18 protein-coding genes are annotated in these 19,006 nt (G+C 64.2%); 6 read left to right on the forward strand and 12 right to left on the reverse strand.

Annotation, left to right across the window (positions count from 1 at the left end; genetic code table 11):
- Positions 1 to 35: 35 nt before the first annotated feature.
- The 5 genes from prpF to E8E91_RS18680 form a co-directional block, all read right to left on the reverse strand.
- Positions 36 to 1,223 (reverse strand): 2-methylaconitate cis-trans isomerase PrpF, encoded by a 1,188-nt coding sequence (gene prpF, locus E8E91_RS18660; protein ID WP_280377681.1) that lies wholly within the window; start codon positions 1,221 to 1,223, stop codon positions 36 to 38.
- Positions 1,224 to 1,316: 93 nt separating this feature from the next.
- Positions 1,317 to 3,938: a Fe/S-dependent 2-methylisocitrate dehydratase AcnD gene (gene acnD, locus E8E91_RS18665; protein ID WP_280377683.1), complete on the reverse strand. Its 2,622-nt coding sequence runs from the start codon at positions 3,936 to 3,938 to the stop codon at positions 1,317 to 1,319.
- 2 nt (positions 3,939 to 3,940) lie between these two features.
- Entirely contained in the window at positions 3,941 to 5,098 is a 1,158-nt protein-coding gene (gene prpC / locus E8E91_RS18670) for a 2-methylcitrate synthase (RefSeq protein ID WP_280377685.1), read from the reverse strand.
- A gap of 83 nt (positions 5,099 to 5,181) precedes the next feature.
- Positions 5,182 to 6,066, reverse strand: coding sequence for a methylisocitrate lyase (prpB, locus tag E8E91_RS18675; RefSeq protein WP_280363772.1), 885 nt, complete (start codon positions 6,064 to 6,066; stop codon positions 5,182 to 5,184).
- Positions 6,063 to 6,785, reverse strand: a complete 723-nt coding sequence (locus E8E91_RS18680; protein WP_280363770.1) for a GntR family transcriptional regulator — start codon at positions 6,783 to 6,785, stop codon at positions 6,063 to 6,065. Before E8E91_RS18680 ends, prpB begins: the two co-directional genes overlap by 4 nt.
- Before the next feature lie 304 nt (positions 6,786 to 7,089).
- Between E8E91_RS18680 and E8E91_RS18685 the strand changes: the two genes are divergently transcribed.
- From E8E91_RS18685 to E8E91_RS18695, 3 genes are read left to right on the forward strand one after another with little or no spacing between them, the layout of a single operon-like run.
- Positions 7,090 to 7,626 (forward strand): ATP-dependent zinc protease, encoded by a 537-nt coding sequence (locus E8E91_RS18685; RefSeq protein WP_280363767.1) that lies wholly within the window; start codon positions 7,090 to 7,092, stop codon positions 7,624 to 7,626.
- Positions 7,627 to 7,631: 5 nt separating this feature from the next.
- A complete protein-coding gene (locus E8E91_RS18690) occupies positions 7,632 to 9,158 on the forward strand; it encodes an inactive transglutaminase family protein (protein WP_280363765.1) in 1,527 nt (508 codons plus the stop codon).
- Positions 9,159 to 9,161: 3 nt separating this feature from the next.
- A complete protein-coding gene (locus E8E91_RS18695) occupies positions 9,162 to 10,148 on the forward strand; it encodes an alpha-L-glutamate ligase-like protein (RefSeq protein ID WP_280377687.1) in 987 nt (328 codons plus the stop codon).
- Positions 10,149 to 10,341: 193 nt separating this feature from the next.
- Here E8E91_RS18695 and speE read toward each other — a convergent pair whose 3' ends face one another.
- Positions 10,342 to 11,202, reverse strand: coding sequence for a polyamine aminopropyltransferase (gene speE / locus E8E91_RS18700; protein WP_280377688.1), 861 nt, complete (start codon positions 11,200 to 11,202; stop codon positions 10,342 to 10,344).
- 206 nt (positions 11,203 to 11,408) lie between these two features.
- Here speE and E8E91_RS18705 point away from each other — a divergent pair, with 206 nt between their 5' ends.
- Positions 11,409 to 12,269 carry a DNA-3-methyladenine glycosylase gene (locus tag E8E91_RS18705; RefSeq protein ID WP_280377817.1) on the forward strand — a complete coding sequence of 287 codons (861 nt, stop codon included), beginning with the start codon at positions 11,409 to 11,411 and terminating at the stop codon, positions 12,267 to 12,269.
- 1 nt (position 12,270) lies between these two features.
- On the forward strand, positions 12,271 to 12,771 hold the full coding sequence (locus E8E91_RS18710) for a methylated-DNA--[protein]-cysteine S-methyltransferase (RefSeq protein WP_280377690.1): 501 nt from the start codon (positions 12,271 to 12,273) through the stop codon (positions 12,769 to 12,771).
- A gap of 1 nt (position 12,772) precedes the next feature.
- On the opposite strand, the gene E8E91_RS18715 is transcribed toward E8E91_RS18710, so the two are convergent.
- The 6 genes from E8E91_RS18715 to aroC form a co-directional block, all read right to left on the reverse strand.
- Positions 12,773 to 13,330 carry a histidine phosphatase family protein gene (locus tag E8E91_RS18715; RefSeq protein ID WP_280377692.1) on the reverse strand — a complete coding sequence of 186 codons (558 nt, stop codon included), beginning with the start codon at positions 13,328 to 13,330 and terminating at the stop codon, positions 12,773 to 12,775.
- Between the two features lie 183 nt (positions 13,331 to 13,513).
- A complete protein-coding gene (mtnC, locus tag E8E91_RS18720) occupies positions 13,514 to 14,197 on the reverse strand; it encodes an acireductone synthase (RefSeq protein ID WP_280377695.1) in 684 nt (227 codons plus the stop codon).
- A gap of 100 nt (positions 14,198 to 14,297) precedes the next feature.
- The gene (locus tag E8E91_RS18725; protein WP_280377698.1) at positions 14,298 to 14,843 is read right to left on the reverse strand and encodes an acireductone dioxygenase; all 546 of its coding nucleotides are present in this window, start codon (positions 14,841 to 14,843) and stop codon (positions 14,298 to 14,300) included.
- Between the two features lie 88 nt (positions 14,844 to 14,931).
- Complete coding sequence (locus E8E91_RS18730; RefSeq protein WP_280363748.1) at positions 14,932 to 15,546, reverse strand: methylthioribulose 1-phosphate dehydratase; 615 nt, start codon at positions 15,544 to 15,546, stop codon at positions 14,932 to 14,934.
- Positions 15,543 to 16,703 (reverse strand): MFS transporter, encoded by a 1,161-nt coding sequence (locus E8E91_RS18735; protein ID WP_280377701.1) that lies wholly within the window; start codon positions 16,701 to 16,703, stop codon positions 15,543 to 15,545. Before E8E91_RS18735 ends, E8E91_RS18730 begins: the two co-directional genes overlap by 4 nt.
- Positions 16,700 to 17,791 carry a chorismate synthase gene (gene aroC / locus E8E91_RS18740; RefSeq protein WP_280363742.1) on the reverse strand — a complete coding sequence of 364 codons (1,092 nt, stop codon included), beginning with the start codon at positions 17,789 to 17,791 and terminating at the stop codon, positions 16,700 to 16,702. Before aroC ends, E8E91_RS18735 begins: the two co-directional genes overlap by 4 nt.
- Before the next feature lie 133 nt (positions 17,792 to 17,924).
- Here aroC and E8E91_RS18745 point away from each other — a divergent pair, with 133 nt between their 5' ends.
- Positions 17,925 to 18,905 (forward strand): alpha/beta fold hydrolase, encoded by a 981-nt coding sequence (locus tag E8E91_RS18745; RefSeq protein ID WP_280377703.1) that lies wholly within the window; start codon positions 17,925 to 17,927, stop codon positions 18,903 to 18,905.
- Positions 18,906 to 19,006: the final 101 nt, after the last annotated feature.

The raw sequence follows: 19,006 nt of genomic DNA on the forward strand, positions 1-19,006 counted from the left end.
CTCGGCGGGCTTTTTCATGCCTGGGAACCAGCGTTCTAGAAAGCGTCGCCCGGCACCCGTACCCAACCTTCCATCAGCACGCGGGAGCTGCGGCTCATGATGGCCTTGGTGACCGTCCACTCGCCATCCACCTGCTTCGCCTCTGCGCCCACGCGCAGGGTGCCGGAGGGATGACCGAAACGTACGGCGCTGCGCTCGCCACCACCGGCGGCAAGGTTCACCAGGGTCCCCGGAACAGCCGCGGCGGTGCCGATGGCCACGGCAGCGGTGCCCATCATGGCGTGGTGCAGCTTGCCCATGGACAGAGCGCGAACCAGCAGGTCGATTTCGCCGGCCTGCACTTCCTTGCCGCTAGAGGTGCGGTAGTTCTTTGCCGGGGCGACGAAGGCGATCTTCGGCGTGTGCTGGCGGGTCGCCGCTTCGTCAGGGCTCTTGATCAGGCCCATGCGCAGCGCGCCGGCAACGCGGATCTTCTCGAAACGCGCCAGTTGCTCCGGATCGCCATTGATGGCTTCACGCAGCTCGGCGCCGGTGTAGCCGATGTCCTCGGCGTTGACGAACACGGTCGGGATGCCGGCGCTGATCATGGTCGCCTTGAAGGTGCCTACACCGGGCACTTCCAGGTCGTCCACGAGGTTGCCGGTGGGGAACATCGAGCCCCCCTCCTCCCCGTCGTCGGACGGATCGATGAACTCCAGCACGATTTCCGCGGCCGGGAAGGTCACGCCGTCGAGCTCGAAGTCGCCGGTTTCCTGTACCTGGCCGTTGGTGACCGGTACGTGGGCGATGATGGTTTTCTGGATATTGGCCTGCCAGATACGCACCACGCAGGTGCCGTTCTCCGGAATGCGCTCCGGATCGACCAGCCCTGCGTGCAGGGCGAAGGAGCCGGCTGCGGTGGACAGGTTGCCGCAGTTGCCGCTCCAGTCGACGAAGGCCTTGTCGATGGAAATCTGGCCATAGAGGTAATCCACATCGTGGCCGGGCTGGCTGCTCTTGGACAGGATCACGCACTTGCTGGTGCTGGACGTCGCTCCGCCCATGCCGTCGATATGTGCCGAATACGGGTCGGGACTGCCGATCACTCGCATGAACAGCTTGTCGCGCGCCTCGCCGGGCACCTGGCAGCGCTCGGGCAGGTCTTGCAGGCGGAAGAACACGCCCTTGCTGGTGCCACCGCGAATGTAGGTGGCGGGGATTTTCACTTGGGGTACGTGGGCCATTCTCATGTCCTGTAGGTAGGTAAGAGCGGGCTTGCCCGCGAATCGCCCCCGCACCGGGAGCCACTCGCGAGCAAGCTCGCTCCTACAGCTGGGCTAGCCGACAGCTTTTTCCGACGAGGCTTCCAGGAAGTCCTGGGCGAAGCGCTGAAGTACGCCGCCGGCCTCGTAGATCGACACCTCTTCGGCGGTATCCAGGCGGCAGGTCACCGGAACCTTGATGGCTTCGCCGTTGGTACGGCGGATCACCAGGGTCAGGTCAGCGCGAGGCTTGCGCTCGCCGATCACGTCGAAGGTCTCGGTGCCGTCGATGCCGAGGGTCTTGCGGGTGGTACCCGGCTTGAACTCCAGCGGCAGCACGCCCATGCCGATCAGGTTGGTGCGGTGGATACGCTCGAAGCCTTCGGCGACGATGGACTCGACACCCGCCAGGCGCACGCCCTTGGCCGCCCAGTCACGGGACGAGCCCTGACCGTAGTCGGCGCCAGCGATAATGATCAGCGGCTGCTTGCGATCCATGTAGGTCTCGATGGCTTCCCACATGCGCATCACCTTGCCTTCCGGCTCGACGCGGGTCAGGGAACCCTTCTTCACCTCGCCGTCGACCACGGCCATTTCGTTCACCAGCTGCGGGTTGGCGAAGGTGGCGCGCTGGGCGGTCAGGTGATCGCCGCGGTGGGTCGCGTAGGAGTTGAAGTCCTCCTCCGGCAGGCCCATTTTCGCCAGGTATTCGCCAGCCGCCGAGTTCGCCATGATCGCGTTGGACGGCGACAGGTGGTCGGTGGTGATGTTGTCCGGCAGCACCGCCAGCGGACGCATGCCCTTGAGGGTACGCTCGCCGGCCAGGGCGCCTTCCCAGTACGGCGGACGACGGATGTAGGTGGACATCGGACGCCAGTCGTAGAGCGGGCTCTCGGCTTCCTTCACCGCACCCAGATCGAACATCGGGATGTAGATCTGTTTGAACTGCTCGGGCTTCACCGAGGCGGCGACGATGGCGTCGATCTCCTCGTCGCTCGGCCACAGGTCCTTCAGGGTGATGGGATTGCCCGCCTGGTCATGGCCCAGCACGTCCTGCTCGATGTCGAAGCGCACGGTACCGGCGATGGCGTAGGCCACCACCAGCGGCGGCGAGGCGAGGAAGGCCTGCTTGGCGTAGGGGTGGATACGACCGTCGAAGTTGCGGTTACCCGACAGCACGGCAGTCGCGTAGAGGTCGCGGTCGATGATTTCCTGCTGGATCACAGGATCGAGCGCGCCGGACATGCCGTTACAGGTGGTGCACGCGTAGGCGACGATGCCGAAGCCAAGCTTCTCCAGTTCCGGCAGCAGGCCGGCTTCTTCCAGGTACAGCTTGGCGACCTTCGAGCCCGGCGCGAAGGAAGTCTTCACCCAGGGCTTGCGTACCAGCCCCAGTTCGTTGGCCTTCTTCGCCACCAGACCGGCAGCCACGACGTTGCGCGGGTTGGAGGTATTGGTGCAGCTGGTGATGGCGGCGATGATCACCGCGCCATCCGGCATCAGGCCGTCGGCTTCCTCAGCCTTGCCCGCTTCGAGCTTGGCTTCGTCGGCGATGCCGCGCTCGGCCAGCGCCGAAGTCGGCAGGCGACGATGCGGGTTGGACGGGCCAGCCATGTTGCGTGCCACGGTGGACAGGTCGAACTGCAGCACACGCTCATACTCGGCGGTAACCAGCGCGTCGCCCCACAGACCGGTGGTCTTGGCGTAGTTCTCGACCAGTGCCACCTGCTCCGGCTCGCGACCGGTGAGCGTGAGGTACTCGATCGTCTGCTGGTCGATGTAGAACATCGCCGCAGTGGCGCCGTATTCCGGGCACATGTTGGAGATAGTGGCGCGGTCGCCGATGGACAGGCTGTCAGCACCCTCGCCGAAGAACTCGACATAGGCACCTACCACCTTCTCCTTGCGCAGGAATTCGGTCAGCGCCAGGACGATATCGGTCGCGGTGATGCCGGGCTGACGCTTGCCGGTCAGCTTGACGCCGACGATGTCGGGCAGGCGCATCATCGAAGCGCGGCCGAGCATTACGGTTTCAGCTTCCAGGCCGCCGACGCCGATGGCGATCACGCCCAGGGCGTCCACGTGCGGAGTGTGGCTGTCAGTGCCGACGCAGGTGTCGGGGAAGGCCACGCCACCACGCGCCTGGATCACCGGGCTCATTTTCTCCAGGTTGATCTGGTGCATGATGCCGTTGCCGGCCGGGATCACGTCGACGTTCTTGAACGCAGTCTTGGTCCACTCGATGAAGTGGAAGCGGTCCTCGTTGCGGCGCTCTTCGACAGCACGGTTCTTCTCGAACGCGTCCGGGTCGAAACCACCAAATTCGACGGCCAGGGAGTGGTCGACGATCAGTTGGGTCGGCACCACCGGGTTGACCTTCGACGGGTCACCGCCCTGCTCGGCGATGGCGTCGCGCAGACCGGCCAGGTCCACCAGCGCGGTCTGGCCGAGGATGTCGTGGCAGACCACGCGGGCCGGGTACCAGGGGAAGTCCAGGTCACGCTTGCGCTCGATCAGCTGCTTGAGCGAATCGGTCAGCATGGCCGGATCGCAACGGCGCACCAGTTGCTCGGCCAGCACGCGGGAGGTGTACGGCAGCTTGGCGTAGGCGCCGGGGGCGATGGCATCCACCGCCTCGCGGGTATCGAAGTAGTCGAGCGCCGTGCCCGGCAGGCTCTTGCGGTATTGGCTGTTCATGATTAGGCGCGATCCTTCAGGGGCACGAACTTGAGGTCTTCCGGGCCGACGTAGTTGGCGCTCGGGCGAATGATCTTGCCGTCGATGCGCTGCTCGATGACGTGGGAGGACCAGCCGGAGGTACGGGCGATCACGAACAGCGGGGTGAACATGGCGGTGGGCACACCCATCATGTGGTAGCTCACGGCGCTGAACCAATCGAGGTTGGGGAACATCTTCTTGATTTCCCACATGGTCGATTCAAGGCGCTCGGCGATGTCGAACATCTTGGTGTTCTTCTGCTCGTGGGAGAGCTCGCGAGCCACTTCCTTGATCACTTTGTTGCGCGGGTCGGACACGGTGTAGACCGGGTGGCCGAAGCCGATCACCACTTCTTTCTTCTCGACGCGGGCGCGGATGTCCGCTTCCGCCTCGTCCGGATTGTCGTAGCGCTTCTGGATCTCGAAGGCCACTTCGTTGGCACCGCCATGCTTCGGCCCACGCAGCGCGCCGATGGCGCCGGTGATGCAGGAGTACATGTCGGAACCGGTGCCGGCGATCACGCGGGAGGTGAAGGTCGACGCGTTGAATTCGTGCTCGGCGTACAGGATCAGCGAGGTGTGCATGGCGCGGACCCAGGAGTCACGCGGCTTCTCGCCGTGCAGCAGGTGCAGGAAGTGGCCACCGATGGAGTCGTCGTCGGTCTCGACGTCGATGCGCTTGCCGTTGTGGCTGAAGTGGTACCAGTAGAGCAGCGCGGAGCCGAGGGAAGCCATCAGCTTGTCAGCGATGTCGCGGGCGCCCGGATGGTTGTGGTCATCTTTCTCCGGGGACAGGCAGCCCAGCACGGAAACGGCGGTGCGCATCACGTCCATCGGGTGGGCGGACGGCGGCAGTTGTTCCAGGGCAGCCTTGACGCCGGCCGGCAGGCCACGCAGGGCCTTCAGCTTGGCCTTGTAGCCGGCCAGTTCGGCCACGTTCGGCAGCTTGCCATGCACCAGCAGGTGGGCGATTTCCTCGAATTCGCAGGAGGTGGCGAAGTCGAGAATGTCATAGCCGCGGTAGTGCAGGTCGTTACCGGTGCGGCCAACGGTGCACAGGGCGGTGTTGCCGGCGGCGGTGCCACTCAGGGCCACGGACTTCTTCGGTTTGAAGGCGGTGGTGTTTTCGGTAGCGCTCATCGCGTGATTCTCCTCATTTCAATCCGGTTGCTTCGGTCTTGTTTTTACGCAGGTCGCCCTTCTGCAGAGCGACCTGCGTCCGGTCATTTCTTGGCGGCGAACAGGGCGTCGAGCTTCTGTTCGAAGGCGTGGTAGCCGATGCGGTCGTACAGTTCCGCGCGGGTCTGCATCAGATCGATGACTTCTTTCTGGTGGCCATCGCGGCGAACGGCGGTGTAGACAGCCTCGGCAGCCTTGTTGGCGGCGCGGAAGGCCGACAGCGGGTAGAGCTGGATGGCTACGCCGACCGAAGCCAGCTCGTCGCGGGAGAACAGCGGGGTGGCGCCGAATTCGGTGATGTTGGCCAGGATCGGCACGTTCAGCGCGTCGACGAAGCGCTTGTAGGTCGGCAGGTCGTATGCGGCCTCGGCGAAGATGGCGTCAGCGCCGGCTTCGACGTAGCGCTGGCAGCGCTCGATGGCAGCGTCCACACCTTCAGCCTGGATGGCGTCGGTACGGGCAATCAGGAAGAAGTTCGGATCGGTCTTGGCATCGGCAGCGGCCTTGACGCGGTCAGCCATCTCTTCGGTGGAGACGATCTCCTTGCCCGGACGATGGCCGCAGCGCTTGGCGCCGACCTGGTCTTCGATGTGGGCGGCAGCGGCGCCGGCCTTGATCAGGTTCTTGACGGTGCGCTCGATGTTGAAGGCGCTCGGACCGAAACCAGTGTCGATGTCCACCAGCAGCGGCAGGTCGCACACGTCGGTGATGCGGCGTACGTCGGTGAGCACGTCGTCCAGAGTGTTGATGCCCAGGTCCGGCAGGCCCAGCGAGCCAGCGGCGACACCGCCACCGGACAGGTAGATGGCCTTGAAACCGGCACGCTTGGCCAGCAGCGCGTGGTTGGCGTTGATCGCGCCGATGACCTGCAGCGGACTTTCCTCGGCAATGGCGTCGCGGAAGCGCTGGCCGGCAGTTTTCTGAGTCATGACTCACCTCGTGTTTTGGACGGGTTGGCGAGCGCTTCCTGGTAGTGGCGCTCGATATTGCGCTTGGAGGCACCGATGTGACGGCGCATCAGCAACTCGGCCAGTTCGCCGTCTCGGTCGGCGATGGCATCGAGAATCCGGTGGTGTTCGTTGAAGGCCTGGCGCGGCCGATTCGGAACGGTGGAGAACTGCAGGCGGTACATGCGCACCAGCTGGTACAGCTCGCCGCAGAGCATCTTGGTCAGGGTCTGGTTGCCGCTGCCCTGGATGATCCGGTAGTGGAAGTCGAAGTCGCCTTCCTGCTGGTAGTAGCCACGGCCGGCCTGGAAAGCCTCGTCACGCTCGTGGGTATCCAGCACCAGGCGCAATTCGTCGATCTCGGCCTGGCTCATGCGCTCGGCGGCCAGGCGGCAGGCCATGCCCTCGAGGGATTCGCGAATCTCGTAAAGCTCGATCAGCTCGGCATGGTTGAGGGATACGACCCGAGCGCCGACGTGGGGGACGCGCACCAGCAGCCGCTGCCCTTCCAGGCGATGGATAGCCTCGCGCAGCGGGCCACGGCTGATGCCGTAGGTGCGCGCCAGCTCGGGCTCGGAAATCTTGCTGCCGGGGGCGATGTCGCCACGCACGATGGCCGTCTGGATGCGGCGGAAGACGCTTTCGGCCAGGGTTTCCGAGTCCAGCTGTTCGGTGACGGTGCTTTCGGGGGTGTCCAGCATGATTGTCGACACATTCTTGTTTGGTGGCGCAAAACTACTGCCATATAAGCAAGCCTGTCAAACACCATTCGACTAATTGTCGACAATCTGTCTAATTCCAAAAAATTCATCTACAGCGTCACGCTCCGGTCACCTACGTCATAAGCGTCTGTCGCGCCGGAAAATCCGCGTGTTAGAATGCGCGCCGCCAGCGCCAGTCTGGGCGCCAATGACTTGCCTGCTAGACTCCCAGACCAGGCGCCGCAGCCAAGATGGCCGTGGGCCGGGCTCCTGGACCGATGACCGCGTTACGCTCAAAGGACTTATGACACTCAAGCCCTTCGCCCCGATTGCCTGCCTGCTCGCCCTCCCCGGCCTTGGCTTCGCTACCGAGAAGACCGTCTACGGCCTAAACGAATACGCCAAGCTGAAAGGCCTCGACCTGGAAGTCGCAGCCAAACTCGACACCGGCGCCAAGACCGCTTCCCTCAGTGCCCGCGACATCAAGCGCTTCAAGAAGGATGGCGAAGCCTGGGTGCGTTTCTATCTCGCCATCGACGACGCTCACGAACACCCGATCGAGCGCCCGCTGGCGCGGATCAGCAAGATCAAACGCCGCGCCGGGGACTACAACCCCGATGAAGGCAAGACCTACACTGCACGCCCGGTCATCGAACTGGAGGTGTGCATGGGCAAGGCCCTGCGGCAGATCGAAGTGAACCTCACCGACCGCAGTGCTTTCCAATACCCGCTTCTGATCGGTTCCGAGGCGCTCAAGCGCTTCGATGCACTGGTCGACCCGAGCCTTAAATACGCTGCCGGCAAACCCGGCTGTGCCACCGACGCAAACTCTGACGAGTAACCCACATGCGCTCTCTTACCCTGCATCTGAAAGTCCTGATCACCCTGTTGGTGAGCCTGGGCGTTCTGATAACGGCCTACCAGATCTTCATCCAGGGCATCCCGATCACCGAGGATGCGACCGACGACCTCTGGAACATCGACGCCAAAGTCGAGTTCCAGGCGAATCCGCGCGACCCGGTCAAGGTCCAGATGTTCGTTCCGCCGCTGAACCGGGACTACGTCAGCCTCAACGAGAGCTTCATCTCCAACAACTACGGGGTGAGCATCAATCGCGTGGATGGCAACCGCAAGGTGACCTGGTCCGCGCGTCGCGCCAGTGGCAACCAGACCCTCTACTACCGCCTGGTGCTGACCAAGCGCTATAGCGGCGAGAAGCCCAAGGACAAGGGGCCGATCTTCCGCGACAGCATCCCGGTGGAAGGCCCCGAGAAGATCGCCGCCGAAGCCCTGCTGGCCCCCATCCGCCAGCACTCGGCTGACGTCGAGACCTTCATCAGCGAGACCATCAAACGGGTCAACAACCTGAACGATGACAACGTCAAGCTGCTGCTGGCCGGCGACACCAGCACCCCGAACAAGGCCAAGGCCATCGAGCTGCTGCTGTCCATCGCCCATGTGCCGATGGAACGCGTGCACACCATTCGCCTGATGAGCGAGCAGGCCCAGAACCCCGAGCTCTGGCTGCGCAGCTTCAACGGCGAAAACTGGCTGTACTTCAACCCGGACAACGGCGAGCAGGGCCTGCCCAGCGACCGTCTGATCTGGTGGACCGGTGACGACAACCTGATCAATGTCGACGGCGGCAAGAAGGTCCAGGTGACCTTCAGCATGAACAACAGCGAAATGAACGCCATTCGCCTGGCCAAGCTGACCGACGAGAACACCGACGCCGACTTCCTCGAGTATTCGCTCTACGGCCTGCCGCTGCAGACCCAGCAGACCTACCAGATCATGATCATGATCCCGATCGGTGTGCTGGTGATCCTGATCCTGCGTAACCTCGGCGGCCTGCAGACCCTGGGTACCTTCACCCCGGTGCTGATCGCCCTCGCCTTCCGCGAAACCCAGCTGGGCTTCGGCATCGTGCTGTTCACCATCATCACCGCGCTCGGCCTGTCGCTACGGTCATACCTCGAGCACCTGAAGCTACAGATGTTGCCAAGGCTCTCGGTGGTGTTGACCTTCGTGGTGGTGTTGATTGCGGTGATCAGCCTGCTGAGCCACAAGCTCGGCCTGGAGCGCGGCCTGTCCGTGGCCCTGTTCCCGATGGTGATCCTGACCATGACCATCGAACGCCTGTCCATCACCTGGGAAGAGCGCGGCGGTGGCCATGCCTTCAAGGTAGCCATTGGCACCCTGGTCGCGGCCACCCTGGCGCACCTGCTGATGACCGTGCCGGAGCTGACCTACTTCATCTTCACCTTCCCGGCAGTACTGCTGATCATGGTGGGCTTCATGCTGGCGATGGGTCGCTACCGCGGCTACCGCCTGACCGAGCTCTTCCGCTTCAAAGCCTTCCTGAAGGACTGAGCCATGTTCGGCCTGCTCAAGACGTGGAAAGCCCTCGAAGCCAAAGGCATCATGGGCATCAATCGGCGAAACGCGGACTACGTGCTGAAGTACAACAAGCGGCACCTGTACCCGATCGTCGACGACAAGATCATCACCAAGCAGCGCGCCATCGAGGCGGGAATCCACGTACCCGAGATGTACGGGATCATTTCCACCGAGAAGGAAATCGAGAAGCTCAACGACATCATCGGCGAGCGTAACGACTTCGTGATCAAGCCGGCGCAGGGCGCCGGCGGCGACGGCATCCTGGTGATCGCCGACCGCTTCGAAGGCCGCTACAAGACGGTATCCGGCAAGATCATCAGCCACGATGAAATCGAGCACCAGATTTCCTCGATCCTCACCGGCCTCTACTCCCTCGGCGGGCACCGCGACCGCGCGCTGATCGAGTACCGCGTGACCCCGGACCAGATCTTCAAGAGCATCAGCTACGAAGGCGTGCCGGACATCCGCATCATCGTGCTGATGGGCTACCCGGTGATGGCCATGCTGCGCCTGCCGACCCGCCAGTCCAACGGCAAGGCCAACCTCCACCAGGGCGCCATCGGCGTCGGCGTGGACCTGGCCACCGGCGTCACCCTGCGCGGTACCTGGCTGAACAACAAGATCGCCAAGCACCCGGACACCACCAACGCGGTGGACGGCGTGCAGCTGCCGAACTGGGACGGCTTCATGAAGCTGGCGGCCGGTTGCTACGAGCTGTGCGGCCTGGGCTACATCGGTGTCGACATGGTGCTGGACCAGGACAAGGGCCCGTTGATCCTCGAGCTCAACGCCCGCCCCGGCCTGAACATCCAGATCGCCAACGACTGCGGCCTGACCCACCGCGCCCACGCCGTCGAGGCCCGCCTCGAAGAGCTGAAGGCCAAGGGCATCCAGGAAACCCCGGAAGAACGCGTGCGGGTATCCCAAGAGCTCTTCGGCCACGTGCGGCCGGCAGAGATCTGATCCACCGCTCCAAAAGAAAAGCCCGGCCAAGTGCCGGGCTTTTTCATTTGAACCTGGGCCACCGGCTCTGCTCTCCTGTAGGAGCGAGCTTGCTCGCGAAAGATCGTGCACGGACTGTTCGCGAGCAAGCTCGCTCCTACAAGCACAAAAAAAGGGGCCTTCCGGCCCCTTCTTCTTCAACCACCCGCCGACCTCAGTCGTTGCTGGGCTTGTTGATCGCGTGCAGCACGTACTGCGGCAGGGCGAAGGCGCCGATGTGGATTTCCGGGTTGTAGTAACGGGTCACGATGCCGGTACCGGCGTAGCGCTGGCGCAGGGTTTCCAGCGGAAGCTTGCGCATCTCCGGATCGGTGGCGCCCCAGGCGAAGGTCATGGAGCCGCCGATATAGGTCGGCACGGCCGCCTGGTAGAAGTGCCAGTCGGCGAACAGGCTGTCCATGCGACTGGCCGTGGTCTGCACTTCACCGAGCTGCATGAAGGGCGTGCCGTTCTGGGTCACCAGCACGCCGCCGTCGTTCAGGCAGCGGCGGCAGGCCTGATAGAAGTTTTCGGAGAACAGCACCTCGCCCGGACCGATGGGATCGGTTGAGTCGGAGATGATCACGTCGAACTTCTCCTCGGTGGTGGCGACGAAGCGCATGCCGTCGTCGATCACCAGGTTCAGGCGCGGGTCTTCGTAAGCACCCTTGGAGTGGTTCGGCAGGAATTCCTTGCACATCTCGACGACAGTGCCATCGATTTCGACCATGGTGATGCGCTCGATATCACGATGCTTGCGCACTTCACGCAGCATGCCGCCATCGCCACCGCCGATGATCAGCACGCTCTTCACCGCGCCGTGGGCGAGGATCGGAACGTGGGTCAGCATCTCGTGATAGATGAACTCGTCCGCCTCGGTGGTCTGGATCACGCCGTCCAGCGCCATCACACGCCCCATGCGCGCGTTCTCAAAGATCACCAGGTGCTGGTGCTCGGTGCGCACTTCGTGCAGCAGCTTGTCCATGCGGAAGCGCTGGCCGTATCCGTCGTAGAGAGTTTCCTGGTAATCGCTCATGGGTTGTCTCCCCTGCTGGCTGTATTCGCGGACGGTGCACCGCCCCATGAAAAGGCGCGCATTCTACGATGGCTTCGATGACAGGTCGAACTACGGCGGGCGAATTTGAAAGTCAGTTTTGCAGAGACGACACGGCGCCAGGAGAATATCGTCGCACCATGACCACAAACGCTCCCTCGACTGATTCCCGCGAGCCCATCGAGCCCATGCGCCTTGATTACTTCGAGCCCTGGAGCTGGAAGCAGTTCCAGCAACATTTCGCCCTGCGCCGCCTGCCCGGTGTCGAGCAGCTGACCGACGACAGTTACTGCCGCAGCTTCCGCCTCGGCGAGCGCACTGGCTGGTTTCGCCTGCGGCCTTCACGAGGCGCCCTGGAGCTCGAACTGAGTCCAGCAGCCAGCGATCTCGCCCCACGTCTTGCGCCACGCATCCGGCAAATGTTCGACCTGGACAGCGACCCCGCCACCATCGCGCGACACCTCGGACGCGATCCGCTGCTGCAGGGCCTGTTGGCACGCTATCCAGGCCTGCGCCTGCCGGTGGCCTTCGACCCGTTCGAGCAAGGGGTGCGCACCATCATCGGCCAACAGGTGACGGTAAAGGCCGCGGTGACCATTGCCGGACGCCTGGTGGAACGACTGGGCGACCCGCTGGAAGACGCCGAAGGCGACGGTCCGCAACGGCTGTTCCCCACGCCCCAGGCCATCGCCGACGATCCACTGCCCGGCATCGGCATGCCCGGCAAACGTGTCGACACTTTGCGCCGCTTTGCCCAGGCGGTCGCAGACGGAAGCCTGGAACTGAGCCTGGCGGCAGGCGTCGAAGCCCTGATCGAACGTCTCTGCGCCCTGCCCGGCATCGGCCGCTGGACCGCCGAGTACATCGCCCTGCGCGCCTTCGGCCAGCCGGACGCCTTCCCCGCCGCTGACCTCGGCCTGCTCAAGTCGCCGCTCTGGGGACCGGAGGGCATCAGCGCCCGGGAACTGACCAGCCGCGCCGAACAGTGGCGGCCGTGGCGCGCCTATGCCGCCGTCTATCTCTGGCAGAGCTATGCCGAGGACAACTGACATGTACTTCCGCTTTCACGACAGCCCCACCGGTTCCCTGCTGCTTGCGGGCGACGATGCGGGCCTGCAGATGCTCTACATGGACACCGAGCGACGCGGATACCCAAATGCCGACTGGCAGCCGGCCGACCGCCAGTTCGACGAAGCCTGCCGGCAACTGGACCGCTATTTCGAAGGCCGCCTGAAGCGCTTCGACCTGTCCCTCGCGCCCCGTGGCACGCCCTTCCAGCGGCGGGTCTGGCAGGCCCTGCTGGAGATTCCCTACGGGCACACCACCAGTTACAGCGAGTTGGCGGATCGTATCGGCAATCCGAAGTCGGTGCGGGCGGTGGGCACAGCCAATGGCGCCAACCCCATTTCCATCATCATTCCCTGCCATCGGGTGATCGGCCGCGACGGCAGCCTGACGGGCTATGCCGGCGGCCTGGCGCGAAAGGCGCTACTGCTGAAACTGGAAGGCGTGAAGCTGCAGCCGGAGCAGGATCAGTTGCTGCTGATCTGACTCAGGGCTGACGGATGCGCGCCAGCACCTTCGGCGGCTCCGCCAGCGGCAACTCGATGATCAACCCTTCCCCGTTCCTAGGCTCCACCCCGGTCAGCGCCTTGATGTTCACCTGATGGCTGACCATCACCACGGGCCGGTCCTTGGGCACCTTGTCGATGGCCTTGCGCAGCTCCACGATCTGCGCCGCCTGACTTTCCGGATCACGGAAGAAAGAATCCAGCGCCGACAGGGTTTCCACGGCCCCCAGCCCCATCTCCTGAGCGGTGTCCTGGGCGCGGCACCAGTTGCTGGTATAGAGGCGTGGCTGATCCACCTTGCGCCGTACCAGCAGCTTGCCCCAGCGACGCGCTTCCTGACGGCCCCGATCACTGAGGTTGCGCTGGGTGCTGCAATCTCCCAGGCGGAATCCTTCCGGATCACCGGTGCCCGGGGCAGTGGTATGGCGCAGCAGGAGGAAGGCCTTGCCGTCGCGCAGGGCCTGCCAGGCCGACTTCTGGTCGGCGGCCACCGGCAATGCCAGCAGCGCGATGAGCGTCAGGATGACGAAACGGGTCATGGCCAGGTCGCCAATGGCGGAACCCGGCCACAGGCGATCCCGAACAGGCCCGGATCAGGACAAGCCGCGGCGACGCAGAGGCAGGAACCCATGGGGGACGCTCCCGGATGGATGCAGTCACCCCAAGGATAGATCGACCGACGGCGGCCTTCCTCGCGTCCCGTCAGACGATTTCAGGCAGCGTCAGAATCGCGCCAGATCGATCACCGCGAAGCTGGCCACGGTCTCGTGGCCTTCCAGCACGCCGCCCTCGCGCGCCAGGCCGATGGTCTGCATGCCCGCCTCGAGCGCAGCATCCAGCTCCTGGACCACATCGGACAGGAAGAGAATCTGCTCGCCGGGCAGCCCGATGGCCGCGGCGATCTGCCGGTACGATGCCGCCTCGCGTTTGGGCCCGGTAGTGGTATCGAAGTAGCCGGAGAACAGCGGAGTCAGGTCACCCGCTTCGGAGCAGCCGAAAATCAGCTTCTGTGCCTGGATCGAACCGGAGGAGTAGACATAGAGGTCGTAGCCCTCCTGTTTCCAACGGCGCAGCGCCTCCACCGCATCCGGGTAGACATGGCCCTTTAGCTGACCGGCGCGGTAGCCCTGCTCCCAGACCATCCCCTGGAGTGCTTTCAGCGGCGTAGCCTTGCGGTCTTCGGCGATCCAGCCCAGGAGAATCTCCACCACCCGCTCAGGGCTAGCCCCGGCTTCGCCGCTTTCCGCACGCACCGCGTCGATCTGCTGCACCACCGCCGGTTCATCGGCGTGGTTCAGGACAAACTCGGGCAGGTGACGCGCAGCGAAGGGGAAGAGCACGTCGAAGACGAAGCTCACCGCGCTGGTGGTGCCTTCGATGTCGGTGAGGATGGCCTTGATGGGCATTGGGAAACTCCAGGTGAATCGGATGTTGCCGAAGTAGGAGCCAGCTTGCTGGTCAAATCAAAAAGCTTCGCGAGCAAGCTAACTCCTACCGAGGCCGGGATCAGTCTTCCAGTTGCGGGAAGCGCTTGGCGATCTCGTCGCCGGTGAAATTAGCGACCCAGCCGTCTGGATTGTTGAACAGGCGAATGGCCACGAAATGCGGGTGCTCACCCATGTCGAACCAGTGACGGGTACCAGCAGGCACGGAGATCAGGTCGTTCTTCTCGCAGAGCACGGCATAGACGTAATCGTCGATATGCAGGGTGAACAGGCCGCGCCCGGCGACGAAGAAGCGCACTTCGTCCTCGCCATGGCGGTGCTCGTCGAGAAACTTGGCGCGCAGTTCGGCCTTCTGCGGGTGGTCGCTGTTCAGACTGACCACGTCGACAGTCACATAGCCTTGCTCGCGCATCAGCCGGTCGATCTGTGGGCGGTAGGCGGTGATCACCTCATCCTGGCTGGCGCCCGGGGCGATGGGGGCCGAAGCCTCCCAACGCTCGAAGCGCACACCAACGGACGCCAGGGTGGAGGCAATGTCGTCCAGGTGGGTCAGGACCTTGTTCGGCAGGTCCGGGCTGGATTCGTGGTAGACGGTCAGGCTGCTCATCTGGGTACTCCTTGCGGGCCTCCTCCCGGCTCTTTGGGCGGGTCGGACGGCGCCATTGTCAGTCAGGCACCTTCGTGGGAAGGAAGCATCAGCGTCGGGTGATCGAGAGGGTCTTCAGCTCGCACTCGAAGAGGAATTCGAAGGCCTCGACCTGGCGCAGGACGTCGCTCATGCGCGGCCCCCAAGTATAGAGGCCGTGGCCACGGATCAGGTATCCGACGCAGTCCGGATGCTCGTCCAGCCAGGGTTGCACCTTGGTGGCCAGACGGGCGATGTCCTGGTCGTTGTCGAAGATCGGCACCAGCACCTGCGATTCATGGGTAGTGATGCCGCTGAAGGCCTTCTGCAGTTCGTAGTCGGCGAACACCAGGGAATCGGCCAGGGTCAGCCGCGACAGCACCGTGGCGTTCACCGAGTGCGTATGCAGCACCGCGCCGATTTCCGGCTTCCAGCGGTAGAGCTGGGTGTGCAGCAGGGTTTCCGCCGAAGGCTTCTTGCCCGGCTCCAGGCTGTTGCCGTCCATGTCGGTGGCCAGCACGTCGTCCGGGCCGAGCTGCCCCTTATGCTTGCCGGATACGGTCAGCAGCGCCTCACTGGCGGAGAGCCGCGTCGAATAGTTGCTGCTGGTGGCCGGCGACCAGCCGCGGCCGTACAGGAAGCGGCCTGCGTCGATGATTTCCTGGGCGAGTTGTTGGCGATTCATGCCCGCTCCTCCTGCAATCGGGTGGCAATGATAACGGCTGCGGCAAGTGCCGCGAGACTGGCGATGACGTAGGTCCAGAGCGGCCCAAGGCTGCTCCAGGCGTAGCCCGAGTAAAGGGCGCCGAGGGCGCCGCCGGTACCGGCCAGGGCTGCGTAGAGCGCCTGACCCTGACCTTGCTGGCGCGCTCCGAACCGACGTTGCACGAAATGGATGGCGGCTGCGTGAAAGCTGCCGAATGTGGCGGCGTGCAGCACCTGGGCGAACAGCAGGACCGGCAGCTGGTCGGCGAAATTACCCAGCAGCAGCCAGCGCAACGCCGCGATCAGGAAGCTGGCCAGCAGCACCACTCGCACCGAGTAACGCGCAAGGATGCGCGCCATCACGATGAACAGCAGCACCTCGGCCACAACCCCCAGCGCCCAGAGCTGGCCGATCAGGCTTCGCGAGTAGCCGAGCGATTCCAGGTAGATGGTCTGGAAGCTGTAGTAGGGCCCATGGGACAGCTGCATCAGCCCGACACATATATAGAAGGCCCGCACGCCCGGCTGGCGCATCTGGGCCAGGAAACCACCCTGCCCCGCCGCGTCCGGCCGGGCCTGGGGCGTCGCGTTGGGCACCCAGAAGCTGCTGAGGACGATGCCGCCCATGATGAACACCAGCGCCCAGGGATAGAGGTCCAGGCTGAACAGCTCGAACAGCTTGCCCAGGCCGATCACCGTGAGGATGAAGCCGATGGAACCCCACAGCCGTACCTGGCTATAGCGTGCCGCCTGCTCTCGCAGGTGTGCCAGGGTAATCACCTCGAACTGCGGCAGCACCGCATGCCAGAAGAAGGCGTGCAGCGCCATGATCAGCGCCAGCCAGGCATAGCTGTGGCTGACGAAGATCAGCGAGAAGGTCAGCAGGGTGCAGAAGGCGCCGAAGCGCACGATGTCAAGCCGCCGGCCACTGCGATCGCCCAGCCAGCCCCAGAGATTGGGCGCCACGCAACGCATCAGCATGGGGATGGCCAGCAGTTCGCCGATGCGCGCACTGGAGAAGCCCAGGTGCGCGAAGTACAGGCCCAGGAAGGGCGCCGTGGCGCCCAGCAGGGAAAAGTAGAAGAGATAGAAACTGGACAGCCGCCAATAGGGCAGCGCGTTCGCGCTGCCCGTCACAGCTGGCCGAGCACCGGGGTTTCCACCCGCACGTCGGCATTCTGCGCACGGTGGCGCAGCAGGTGGTCCATCAGCACGATGGCCATCATGGCTTCGGCAATCGGCGTGGCGCGGATGCCCACGCAAGGGTCATGGCGGCCCTTGGTGATCACCTCCACCGGGTTGCCGTTGATGTCGATGGAACGGCCGGGGGTGGTGATGCTGGAGGTGGGTTTGAGCGCCAGGTTGGCGACGATCGGCTGGCCCGAGGAGATGCCACCGAGGATGCCGCCGGCGTTGTTGCTGAGGAAGCCTTCCGGCGTCAGCTCGTCGCGGTGCTCGGTGCCACGCTGGGAGACGCTGTCGAAGCCGGCGCCGATTTCCACGCCCTTCACCGCGTTGATGCTCATCAGCGCATGGGCCAGTTCGGCGTCCAGGCGGTCGAAGATCGGCTCACCCAGGCCCGGCGGCACGCCTTCGGCGACCACGGTGATCTTGGCACCCACCGAATCCTGGTCGCGACGCAGCTGGTCCATGTAGGCCTCCAGCTCGGGCACCTTGTCCGGATCAGGACTGAAGAAAGCGTTCTGCTCCACCGAATCCCAGGTCTTGAAGGGAATCTCGATGGGCCCGAGCTGGCTCATGTAGCCGCGCACGGTGATGCCCTGGGTGGCCAGGAATTTCTTGGCGATGGCGCCGGCAGCCACGCGCATGGCTGTTTCCCGCGCCGAGGAACGGCCGCCGCCACGGTAGTCGCGGATGCCGTACTTGTGGTGGTAGGTGTAGTCGGCGTGGGCCGGGCGGAACAGGTCCTTGATCGCCGAGTAGTCCTTGGACTTCTGGTCGGTGTTGCGGATCAGCAGGCCGATGGCGCAACCAGTGGTCTTGCCTTCGAAGACGCCGGAGAGGATTTCCACCTCGTCGGCTTCCTGGCGCTGGGTGGTATGGCGGCTGGTGCCCGGTTTGCGGCGGTCGAGGTCACGCTGCAGGTCCTCAAGGGACAGTTCCAGCCCCGGCGGGCAGCCGTCGACTATGGCGACCAGCGCCGGACCATGGCTTTCGCCAGCGGTGGTGACGGTGAACAGCTTGCCGTAGGTGTTGCCGGACATGCACAGTGCTCCGCAGAAATGGGCCTCGATTCGAAGGTCGAGCAGTATACCCGCGGCGCCTGGCCAGTTCACCCCTCGAACCTTGCGCCGCCAGTCGCGTCCAACCCGCCAACCTACAACCGACTCCGTCCCGATGCTGCGACTCTTCCTGCTACTCCTTCCCCTCCTCGCCAGCCTGGCCCAGGCTGCCCCCCAGAGCGTGCTGCAACGCCCGGTTGAACTGGACACCGGCAATGGCATCCTGCGCGGCACCCTGCTGCGGCCGAAGACCGACCAGCCCGTGCCGGTGGCACTGATCATCGCCGGCTCCGGCCCCACCGACCGCGACGGCAACAACCCCATCGGCGGGCGCAACGACAGCCTGAAGAAACTCGCCCAACTGCTGGCGCGCAATGGCATCGCCAGCGTGCGCTACGACAAACGCGGCATTGCTGCCAGTCGCGATGCAGGATCCGACGAACGCCAGCTGAGCATCGAGCTCTACACCCGCGACGCGGCGGCCTGGGGGCAGTCCCTCAAGCAGGACCCGCGCTTCTCGAAGCTCATCCTCATTGGCCACAGCGAGGGTGCGCTGATCGCCAGCCTGGCGGCGGATGCGGCTGGCGCCGATGCGTTGATCAGCATTTCCGGTAGTGCCCGCCCCATCGACCAACTGTTGCGCGACCAGTTGCAAAGCCGTCTGACACCGCCCCTGCTGACCCAGAGCGAAGCACTGCTGGCCAGCCTGCGTGCCGGCCAGCAGGTGGCCGAAGTGCCCCAGCCGCTAGAGGCGCTATTCCGCCCCAGCGTGCAGCCCTACCTGATCTCCCTGTTCCGCCAGGACCCGGCGCAGGCATTCGGCCGACTGCGGATTCCGGCGCTGATCCTGCAGGGCAGCAGCGATATCCAGGTCAGTGTGAGCGATGCCGAGCAGCTCAAGGTCGCCCGCCCCGACGCCGAACTGGTGATCGTCGAAGGCATGAACCACATGCTGCGCATCGTGCCCATGGACATGGAGCAGCAGCTGGCGTCCTATCGCAATCCGCAACTGCCCCTGGCGCAGGAACTGAGCACGCACATCCTGGCGTTTATCAAGGGGCTGCCCGACTCCAGAAATGCGGGAATCGGCCGATAAGACGAACGGTTCTGTAGGAAATCTGGCCTGGCGTGGGCAATTGCGTACAGAATCTGGACTGACGTACCAGATACGTCGTCACAGGCTCCTACAAGGTACTT

It is taken from the genome of Pseudomonas sp. BN515 (assembly GCF_029873155.1).
Taxonomy (GTDB): Bacteria; Pseudomonadota; Gammaproteobacteria; order Pseudomonadales; family Pseudomonadaceae; genus Metapseudomonas.

What these genes read in the sequence shown, in the direction of transcription:
- mtnC (WP_280377695.1), bottom strand. Translation starts at nt 14,197, where the DNA reads ATGCCCATCAAGGCCATCCTCACCGACATCGAAGGCACCACCAGCGCG.
- aroC (WP_280363742.1), bottom strand. Translation starts at nt 17,791, where the DNA reads ATGTCCGGCAACACCTACGGCAAGCTGTTCACCGTCACCACCGCTGGC.
- prpF (WP_280377681.1), bottom strand. Translation starts at nt 1,223, where the DNA reads ATGGCCCACGTACCCCAAGTGAAAATCCCCGCCACCTACATTCGCGGT.
- E8E91_RS18680 (WP_280363770.1), bottom strand. Translation starts at nt 6,785, where the DNA reads ATGCTGGACACCCCCGAAAGCACCGTCACCGAACAGCTGGACTCGGAA.
- E8E91_RS18690 (WP_280363765.1), top strand. Translation starts at nt 7,632, where the DNA reads ATGCGCTCTCTTACCCTGCATCTGAAAGTCCTGATCACCCTGTTGGTG.
- E8E91_RS18725 (WP_280377698.1), bottom strand. Translation starts at nt 14,843, where the DNA reads ATGAGCAGCCTGACCGTCTACCACGAATCCAGCCCGGACCTGCCGAAC.
- E8E91_RS18715 (WP_280377692.1), bottom strand. Translation starts at nt 13,330, where the DNA reads ATGACCCGTTTCGTCATCCTGACGCTCATCGCGCTGCTGGCATTGCCG.
- E8E91_RS18730 (WP_280363748.1), bottom strand. Translation starts at nt 15,546, where the DNA reads ATGAATCGCCAACAACTCGCCCAGGAAATCATCGACGCAGGCCGCTTC.
- speE (WP_280377688.1), bottom strand. Translation starts at nt 11,202, where the DNA reads ATGAGCGATTACCAGGAAACTCTCTACGACGGATACGGCCAGCGCTTC.
- prpB (WP_280363772.1), bottom strand. Translation starts at nt 6,066, where the DNA reads ATGACTCAGAAAACTGCCGGCCAGCGCTTCCGCGACGCCATTGCCGAG.
- acnD (WP_280377683.1), bottom strand. Translation starts at nt 3,938, where the DNA reads ATGAACAGCCAATACCGCAAGAGCCTGCCGGGCACGGCGCTCGACTAC.
- E8E91_RS18685 (WP_280363767.1), top strand. Translation starts at nt 7,090, where the DNA reads ATGACACTCAAGCCCTTCGCCCCGATTGCCTGCCTGCTCGCCCTCCCC.
- E8E91_RS18695 (WP_280377687.1), top strand. Translation starts at nt 9,162, where the DNA reads ATGTTCGGCCTGCTCAAGACGTGGAAAGCCCTCGAAGCCAAAGGCATC.
- E8E91_RS18705 (WP_280377817.1), top strand. Translation starts at nt 11,409, where the DNA reads ATGCGCCTTGATTACTTCGAGCCCTGGAGCTGGAAGCAGTTCCAGCAA.
- E8E91_RS18710 (WP_280377690.1), top strand. Translation starts at nt 12,271, where the DNA reads ATGTACTTCCGCTTTCACGACAGCCCCACCGGTTCCCTGCTGCTTGCG.
- E8E91_RS18745 (WP_280377703.1), top strand. Translation starts at nt 17,925, where the DNA reads ATGCTGCGACTCTTCCTGCTACTCCTTCCCCTCCTCGCCAGCCTGGCC.
- prpC (WP_280377685.1), bottom strand. Translation starts at nt 5,098, where the DNA reads ATGAGCGCTACCGAAAACACCACCGCCTTCAAACCGAAGAAGTCCGTG.